Origin of the sequence: Pararobbsia alpina, assembly GCF_902859895.1 — a bacterium.
In the GTDB taxonomy this organism is placed as follows: Bacteria; Pseudomonadota; Gammaproteobacteria; order Burkholderiales; family Burkholderiaceae; genus Pararobbsia; species Pararobbsia alpina.
In genome coordinates this window covers 48,882-55,472 of sequence record NZ_CADIKM010000033.1, presented here as the reverse complement: position 1 = coordinate 55,472, position 6,591 = coordinate 48,882, and the positions used below count along the sequence as shown (strand labels likewise).

6 protein-coding genes and 2 pseudogenes are annotated in these 6,591 nt (G+C 59.4%); 3 read left to right on the top strand and 5 right to left on the bottom strand.

What is annotated here, in order from left to right; genetic code table 11:
- Positions 1-199: 199 nt before the first annotated feature.
- Positions 200-382: pseudogene (locus HV670_RS32310) on the top strand (phospholipase D-like domain-containing protein); the annotation flags it as partial.
- On the opposite strand, the gene HV670_RS23045 reads toward HV670_RS32310, so the two are convergent.
- Both HV670_RS23045 and HV670_RS23040 read right to left on the bottom strand, forming a co-directional pair.
- A complete protein-coding gene (locus HV670_RS23045; protein ID WP_175107325.1) occupies positions 380-1,303 on the bottom strand; it encodes a YihY/virulence factor BrkB family protein in 924 nt (307 codons plus the stop codon). The pseudogene HV670_RS32310 and the gene HV670_RS23045 overlap by 3 nt on opposite strands.
- A gap of 170 nt (positions 1,304-1,473) precedes the next feature.
- The gene (locus HV670_RS23040; protein WP_175107324.1) at positions 1,474-1,920 is read right to left on the bottom strand and encodes a DUF3597 domain-containing protein; all 447 of its coding nucleotides are present in this window, start codon (positions 1,918-1,920) and stop codon (positions 1,474-1,476) included.
- Between the two features lie 443 nt (positions 1,921-2,363).
- Here HV670_RS23040 and HV670_RS23035 point away from each other — a divergent pair, with 443 nt between their 5' ends.
- On the top strand, positions 2,364-2,564 hold the full coding sequence (locus HV670_RS23035; protein WP_175107323.1) for a hypothetical protein: 201 nt from the start codon (positions 2,364-2,366) through the stop codon (positions 2,562-2,564).
- Between the two features lie 407 nt (positions 2,565-2,971).
- On the opposite strand, the gene HV670_RS23030 is transcribed toward HV670_RS23035, so the two are convergent.
- Complete coding sequence (locus HV670_RS23030; RefSeq protein WP_175107322.1) at positions 2,972-3,460, bottom strand: DUF421 domain-containing protein; 489 nt, start codon at positions 3,458-3,460, stop codon at positions 2,972-2,974.
- A 367-nt stretch (positions 3,461-3,827) separates the two neighbouring features.
- On the opposite strand from HV670_RS23030, the pseudogene HV670_RS32305 reads away from it, so the two are divergent.
- A pseudogene (locus tag HV670_RS32305) lies at positions 3,828-3,938 on the top strand (DUF7673 family protein); the annotation flags it as partial.
- 184 nt (positions 3,939-4,122) lie between these two features.
- Here the strand turns inward: HV670_RS32305 and HV670_RS23020 are convergent.
- Positions 4,123-4,989, bottom strand: coding sequence for an SDR family oxidoreductase (locus HV670_RS23020; RefSeq protein ID WP_175107321.1), 867 nt, complete (start codon positions 4,987-4,989; stop codon positions 4,123-4,125).
- A gap of 407 nt (positions 4,990-5,396) precedes the next feature.
- Positions 5,397-6,518 carry an extracellular catalytic domain type 1 short-chain-length polyhydroxyalkanoate depolymerase gene (locus HV670_RS23015; protein WP_175107320.1) on the bottom strand — a complete coding sequence of 374 codons (1,122 nt, stop codon included), beginning with the start codon at positions 6,516-6,518 and terminating at the stop codon, positions 5,397-5,399.
- Positions 6,519-6,591 lie beyond the last annotated feature (73 nt).

The following is a 6,591-nucleotide window of genomic DNA, read 5'->3' as shown; positions in this document are numbered from 1 at the left end:
CGGTTCTTCAACACTGCGTGAGCGGTAACCCGTTAGAGACAAAACTTTCAACCTTAAAAACACGACATTTCTATGTAGCCCCACCCCCGACATTTAAGAATGGCCTCGACAAAAGCTCCACAAGATGCATCGACATTCGTGCGTATCTGTAGCAGATGCTTGTGCTTCTCGCGCTGAACTGATGTCGAAAGGTAACTCGAAGTCTGACTTTCTCCGGTTTGCAATCTAACGCTTACCAGGCTTCTGGTCCGAGGATGGCAAAAGCCGCGAGACCGAGAGCTGCCTACCGAGCAGATTGACATTCGACGGCCTGGTCCCCGCAGGCCAACCTGACGAACCGTCGAACGAGGCACCGATTCAGAAGTTCATGTGGTGGGATTCAATGCCCGCTTCTGTCGCACGCCAGCGGCTCGTCATGCTGGGACTGAGCGTTATGCTCATGAACGGGCTCGAGACAGGCTGTTACCTCCGCGCCGAGGAAAAACACCGCTGCTGAGAAATACAGCCACATCATGAGTACAGCGAGCGACCCGGCCGCTCCGAACGACCCTGCCGTCCCCGCGTGGGCAAGATAAAGACCGAACAGATGCCTGCCGACGGAAAACAAAATCGCTGATACCAACCCGCCAATCAGCGCATGGCGCAGGCCAACCCTGACGTCGGGCAACCATTTGATGAGCGCGCCAAAGCCGGCGGTCATCACCACCAGTCCAAAAATCAACTGAGCAACGGCCGCGACAACCGTCAACGTAATGCTGCCCAAAACCGCGTGCCCCACTGTCTGTATCGCGGCGTCGAGGACTAGCGAGACGACGAGCAGGAAACCGAAGCCCATAACCAGCCCGAACGAAATCACGCGGGCGCGCAAGAGCAGTGCTAGACCGGAAATACCCTTCGGCGATTTGACCTTGAATACAGTATCCAGCGCGGTGTTTAACGAGGAGAAGGTGGCTGACGCACCGACCACCAAGAGCACGAGTGACAGCGAAGCGGCGATGCCGCTACCACTCGCTCGATGAGCGTGCTCAACGATAGCTTGCATGGCGCCCGCCGCTTCCGGACCGGTAATGTCCTTTATTTGCCCAAAAAGCCGACCCTGGGCAGCGTCCGCTCCAAAGAACCAGCTTGCAACCGCGAGGACGATGAGGAGTGTCGGAGCAAGAGAAAAGGCGGAGTAGAAGGCAATGCTGGCACCAAGCGTGGTGCACCGGTCATCTAGGAAGCCCGTAACTGCCCCGCGTGCAACGGGCATGAAACCTCGCTGGGCTGAAAAACCACGAGAGGCGCGTTCCGAGCTATCCATTTCGGCTCCTTCATCCAGAGTTAGGACCGAAAGCGCAGGCACATTCCCGAGATGGGCAGCGCGAGGTCGCACCGCGCTGTCGTTTGTTTGAACTGGCAACGGCATGTTCGGTAGTGCATGCGACCATGCTGCGCCTGAAGCTTTGTCGATCTTCCGCCCGCAAGACGCGCTCAGGCTTTAAGCCCCTCGGGTACTTTGCCGCCATTTTCCGCAAGCTTTTGCATGACCTGACGATGCAACCAGACGTTCATGGCGGCAGAATCTTCCGTGTTTCCGGTGTAGTGAAGTTCGGCGGCCAGCTGCTTGCGTGCATCCAAACTACTGTCCAGCTTGAGAAGCTTGAGGAGGTCGACAATGGATGTGCGCCAGTTCAGCTGTTGGCTGTTACCTTCCTGCATACGGGTAAGAACTGCTTCGACGTCGACCGTCGGCATCGGCGTGGCCGACGGCTGTGAAGGCTGCGCCGCAGCGGTGGATGGCGTCGACGGGGTGTTAGCTGGCGCTGCTGAGGGTGTTGACGTGGCGGCCGCTACCGGAGCAGCTGTGGAGGCTGAGGCTGCAGTGGCAGGATGGTCGTGAGGAAAAATCTTGTTCAAGATAGTTGAGAAGATACTCATTTTTCACTCCTAAGTATAAGGCCCCTTGCTCGGGCGCAATGGGCATGCCTGGCAATCCGTCGTACCGTTGTTTCGCGCGCTTGTAGCGCGAGGAGCACCCTGTGTTCAGCGTGACGAACCGATAGTTTTTAAAGGGCTGATTTTGCAGCGCAATCGATGTCGGCTCCCCTCTCCCGCTACACGACACTTTCGCTTCATCACTGGCGCACTTTTCTTGCAGTCGCACATGGTTGAGCCCGCACCGGCGAGCGCTTTCCGAGCATGCATTCCGCTTTTCGGTTTCCTGTTTAGCTGACGCCGCTTTGCGCGACTTGGTCGCGACCGCGCAGGCGTGGGCATTATTTTTGCGCGGCTACGAGGGGAATGGGGCGGAGTCGCTCGGGGGCGACACCGCTTTCCGAAAGCAGCATGGCCACGGGACGTCCGAACGTACGGGGGAAATCATGATAAGGATATTTGTCATACTGGCTTTAGGGGCCGGCCTCGCGGGCTGTGTTGCCCCCCAGCCGGACGGTTATGGCTACGGTGATCCCGGGTACAGATATGGTCCCGGCTATTACGCGCCGCGCACCGGTATTGGCATCGGCGTTGGCGGCGGCAGCATAGGCGGCGGTGTCGGTGCCGGTGTCGGCGTCGGTTTCTGAACCACCGCACCGGATACCGATTCGGCACGCCTCCCACCGATATTGTCACTAGCGGGGATGAGGTATCCAAAACAAAAATCCGTCGCCTACATTCAGGTGTCGGTTTGGACTCCCCTCTGCCTTATTGGCTGGAAATTTGCGCGCTTTCCCTTGAGGTTGGATCCACTGGTGGGCGATATGCGCCCCTGAGCCTGTTGATGTCGCTCGAGACGCGAATGTTTCCCCTATTGCACCGATTCGATCCGGGTTGCCTCGACGATGGTAGTGGATGACGCACGAGAGCAGACGACGGTGGACCAGTCGACGGCAGATACGCGAGACTGGGAAGCTTCTAGCCGACATCTTGTCGGCCCTTGCGTCCTTCCCAGATCAGACTCGCGTCGCCCGTCTGAGCAAAGCCCGCGTCATCATTTCTTCTTTACGACGCTGATCTGTCCATCGGACTCGAGGTACATTCGTTCCACCTCTTCGAGTGAGCTCGCTCCATTCTCTCTTAGCTTGGCCTCGAGCTCCTCATCGGTAATCGCCTCCCGGCGCATACTATCGTGCACCTTTCTTCCATGCGAAACCAGGAGCACTTTTTTGGCATTCGCGAACCGGTTGAACGCCGGCCAATGAAAGGCGGCTGCGTCAATAAGACGGTTCCACGCTATGAGGGTGGCAACTAATAGCCCGGCGTCAGCAAGACTATCGCCGTCGCCGGCCATTCCATTCTGTGCGGCGTCTGCGACGATGACGATAATAAGCAGATCGGCGATGCCAACGGAACCGATGTCCCGCCTTGCGACGAAGCGAAAAAGCAGAAAGAGCAGCCAGTACATAAACGTACCGCGCAGGATGATCTCGAGCGGCGATATGCCAAACGAGAAGAGTTCCTGCCAATATAGTGAGTCCATGGCCGTCTCCTGGTTTTGGCGGACGCGCGGCGCGAAGCACATCACTTGCTCGTGACCGTGGCTTGCCGCACCGACGGCTGGTTCACGCCATCAATATTGCATATGCGTGTTCCAGCAAGTTCTGCACCAAGACCGGAAGTCCAAAGGCTGCACTGTTCGCCCCCCAGGATTCTGATGCGCGAAGACAGTAGTATTGATACCGAATACCTCGGCACAACAGCATGGGCGGGCGCGATCCTCGGCATGCACCACGCACCTGCGCTTTACCGCTGCATAGGTTCACGATCCTTCAGCTACGGTCTATCGACAACGCAGGTACGTACCGGGGCCTTCTACAGCTCAAGCCGGTATGCGTACGCAGTATACGTGCGTGGTATTCCGGCTCGCGACGCGCGCGAAAGGCTATCCTGACACGCTGGGCTATGGCCCGCAGTTCGAGGCGGTCGTGCGCGCCTGGCGTCCCGAGCTCCTTATAGAGTACGGAAGTTCCCGCTGCCGCGTTTCCTTCGATGTCGCCCAAGTCAGCGCTGCAGCGAAGGCCGGCGGTGGCCGGCAAACACCACGCGTTGCAATTGGCTTTGCCCTATTGCCCGCATGACCGCGCAAAACTGCAAGCGACGGTGCTGCTGTTCTAGCCGCTTCGGGAGAGCGCCGCACCGAGTTCAAATGATCGGTTTGCCACCGGTCACCGCGATGGTCGCGCCAGAAACATAACTCGCTTCGTCGGAGGCGAGCATCACGTACGCGGCAGCGAGTTCGGCCGGCTGGCCGGGGCGCTTCATTGGCACCTGCAAGCCGAAATTTTTGACTTTCTCGGGTGGCATTGTCGAGGGGATAAGCGGCGTCCAGATCGGGCCTGGCGCCACGCAGTTCACGCGAATGCCCCTTTCTGCAAGCAGTTGCGCGAGACCGCCGGTGAAATTCTGAATTGCGCCTTTGGTCGTCGCATATGCGATCAGGCCAGGATTAGGCGCGTCGGCGTTAATCGATGTCGTATTCACGATCGCGCCGCCCGCCTTCATGTGCTTCAGCGCCGCCTTCGTAATGCGGAACATCGCACCGATATTGGTCGAAAACGTCTTGTCCCACTCGTCGTCGCTGATGTCTTCAAGACTGTCGTAACTCATCTGGTACGCCGCGTTGTTGACGAGCACGTCTATGCGCCCGAACGTCTCGATCGTGTTTGCCACCAGATCGCGGCAGTGCGTGGGGTCAGTGATGTCGCCAGCTAAGAGCAGCGCGCGGCGCCCCGCTTTCTCGACCCAACGCGCAGTTTCCATGGCATCGTTCTCCTCATCGAGATACGAGATGGCGACGTCCGCTCCCTCGCGCGCGTACGCGATTGCCACGGCGCGGCCAATCCCGCTGTCCGCGCCCGTGATCAGTGCGACCTTGCCGGCGAGACGCCCGCTGCCCATGTAGGTGTTCTCGCCGTGATCGGGTTGGGGGTCCATTGGCTCGGTGAGGCCGGGCTGTCTGTTCTGCTGTTGCTCGGAGAACGGCGGCGCAGGATAGGTGCCTTGGGTCATGGCGATTTCCTCGCGTGAATGGATTGGATACGCATCTACCAGCAAGCGACGGGCCTATCACGCCCGCAGGGTTTGGCCCCCTGAAAGCGGAGATACTCGCATTTGATGGCGGGCCAAATGTAAACGTGTGTATCGAGAAGCAGGCGCATGGACGGTCCTCCAATGACGCAGACCCTAAGGCAGTGGCGCATCGAGCAACGAGCGGTTTATCCGATTTACCGACGCCGACAAGGTTGAGACAGCAGATGGCATCCCCGTCCTTGGATCCATCCCATCGCTTAGTCGACGCTCACAATCTTGTCTTTCCCCGTGGGGAGCTCAAGCGGCGACTCCGCGTATGTCGGACGCGGGTGCCAGCAACAGGCCTGGTTGATCGGACCGGCCGGCACAATTCGCCGTGCGGCCGACTACAGAGGAAGCGCAAACTGGCCGAAGAACCGAACAATCGCCTGGGTCGCATGCGGACCTCGAACGTCGGTATGGCTACCAGCAGGGTGGCCTCCAGACCACGCATGACCGGGCCCGTGCACGAGCCACTGCTCGCCGGTTGGAACGCCTTCATGATCGCGAAAGACGCGTCGCGTATAGGCGTGGCCGTTCTCTGGGTTACCAGTGTGGGTCGACGCAGGCGGCTGCGTCTCGGGCGCGCTAGGCAGCTGCTGACTCATTGCGATGATCTGGTCGCTATTACGCGGATGCACGGTGTCGTCAGCATCGCCGTGAAAGACGATCAGAGGCACTGCGCGAGGTCGAACCCCATCGGTCAGCGTTTCGGGCAGGCGGGCCTTGACCATGCCGTCTTTCATCGCGCTGAGTGCCGAAAGGGGCTCGTCGGCGACCCCGAAGGCCACGCCCGAATGAATCGCGCCGGCTGCATAGAGGTCCGGATGTGTCACCGCGAGATTGACTGCCATGGCACCGCCGGCCGACATACCCGCGATATAGACTCGAGTTCGATCGACGTTGCAGGCCGCCATGACTTCACGCGTGAGGGCCGCGAGCATCGCCGTTTCGCCCGATCCGCGCATCTGGTCCGCGGGACGAAACCAGTTCCAGCACCTGAGCGGATTGGCACTTTCCGACTGCAACGGATAGACGACGATATAGCCCTTCGCTTCGGCGGCGGCGTTCATTTCGGTTCCTGCCGCGAAGTCGTCTGGGTCCTGTTGCGCGCCGTGTAGCATGACGATCATCGGTAGCGGCTCGCCAGTGTAGCCGCCTGGAACATAGAGTTTGAAGAGGTGCGTATCCTCCCCGTGCTCGAAGTGGCTGCTCAACCATCGAGGACCATCGGCGTCCGGCAAGAGCCGCTCGACAGTGAACTCATCCGCGCGCAATTGCACATCCGAGGCATCGCTGTCGTGGGGGGGCGCCTCCTTACGTACCGGCCGCAGTCGCACTTTCAGCGCGGGGCTGGCAACGGTCGTCTGTGGGTCGATAAAGAACGGCGCCACGAGCCGTAAAGGTCCAAGCATCAAAAGCGACCAGAATGTGTCGTTCGACGACTCGAGCGGATCGAAAGGGTTCATCGGTTTTCCTTAGGCGCGTCGGAGCGCAATAAAAAAACCGCCTGAGGCGGGCCCCGAAAACAATGGTGATGCA